This is a genomic window from Micromonospora sp. NPDC000089 (genome assembly GCF_042899365.1).
GTDB lineage: Bacteria > Actinomycetota > Actinomycetes > Mycobacteriales > Micromonosporaceae > Micromonospora.
The window spans coordinates 1-1,293 of record NZ_JBIAZT010000034.1 but is presented as its reverse complement, the minus strand read 5'-3'; the positions used below and the strand labels follow the sequence as shown (position 1 = coordinate 1,293).

The 1,293-nt window shown below is 67.7% G+C and carries 1 protein-coding gene; it reads right to left on the bottom strand.

All coding sequences use genetic code 11. From position 1 onward, the window contains the following. Positions 1 to 18: 18 nt before the first annotated feature. A complete protein-coding gene (locus tag ACFY3U_RS27785; RefSeq protein ID WP_387206941.1) occupies positions 19 to 1,089 on the bottom strand; it encodes an IS110 family transposase in 1,071 nt (356 codons plus the stop codon). Positions 1,090 to 1,293 lie beyond the last annotated feature (204 nt).

Sequence of the window (1,293 nt, the reverse complement as noted above, 5' to 3'; positions counted from 1 at the left end):
GGGATGCTCCTATGGATGTCAAGGTGTGGCCGGTGGTGGTTGGGTGGGGTTGGTGAGGACCTCGTAGACCTCGCGGGCGATGTATCGCTTGAGGCAGCGGATGATCTCTTTTTTGGATAGGCCTTCTTTGGTACGGCGTTCGGTGTAGTCGCGGGTGCGTTGGTCCCAGCGCAGGCGGCAGATGGCGATGCGGTGCAGGGCGGCGTTGGCTTGTCGGTCGCCGCCGCGGTTGAGTCGGTGGCGGTTGGTCTTGCCGCTGCTGGCGGGCAGGGGTGCGGCGCCGCAGAGCATGGCGAACGCGGCTTCGGAGTGCAGTCGGTCGGGGTTGTCGCCGGCGGTGACGAGGAGTTGTCCAGCGACGTCGGGGCCGATGCCGTTGAGTGTGCTCAGGTGCGGGTTGATCTGTTCCACGAGTGGGGTGATCAACGCGTCGAGCTGCTCGATTTCCTCGGTGAGGTGTCGGTGTCGGCGGGCGAGTGACCGCAGCGCGATCATGACGGCGGTGCCGGGTTGGCCGGACCGGTCGGTGCTGGGTCGGCTGGCAGCGCAGCGTGTGATCAGGTCTTTCATGGGCTGGTCGCGCAGGTCGGTGCGCAGTGGTTCGGGTGCGGTGATGATCAGGGTGTGCATCTGACGTTGCGTGTCGGCGCGTTGGCGGATGGCGCTTCGGCGGGCTACCCGTAGGTTCCGTAGCGCTTCTACCTGCCCGTTCGCGGCTTTGGGGGTACCGGTGCTGCGAGCGGCGAGACCGGCGCGGGCCGCGGCTTCGGCGTCGACCGGGTCGGACTTGCCCTGCCAGCGGCGGGTCTTACGGTCGGGCCGGTCGGCCTCGACCACAGTGACACCGCAGGTGTGCAGGAATCGGGTCAAGCCGGCTCCGTAGGCTCCGGTGCCCTCGACAGCGACCAGGGCCACCTGACCATGCCCGGTCAGCCAGTCCCATAGTGCCGCGTGACCGGGCGGGGTCGCGGGAAACTCAGCGGTGCCGAGAAGCCGTCCAGCGGTGTCGAGCACCGCAGCGGTGTGGGTGTCCTTGTGGGTGTCGACGCCGCCGGTGACCTGCGCCTGGGCTTGTGTAATGGTGGACATGGCCGTCCCTTGCTCACTCGACTGACAGGGCGGCACGCACCAGCCGGGCGGGCGGACAGAACAGTGATGGGGCCTCTGGCCAGGCTCCTATCAGGTCACGGCCACGTCAGGTGAGTGCACGAGTAGTCCTCCCGGCCACGGTCGACAGATCCCGTTCAAGACCCGAAGTCAGTTAGGGGGCGGGTCAGACCGGACCGGGAGGAC

Bases quoted from the DNA above. Each gene is read 5' to 3' on its own strand.
- ACFY3U_RS27785 (WP_387206941.1), bottom strand. From the start codon at position 1,089: ATGTCCACCATTACACAAGCCCAGGCGCAGGTCACCGGCGGCGTCGAC.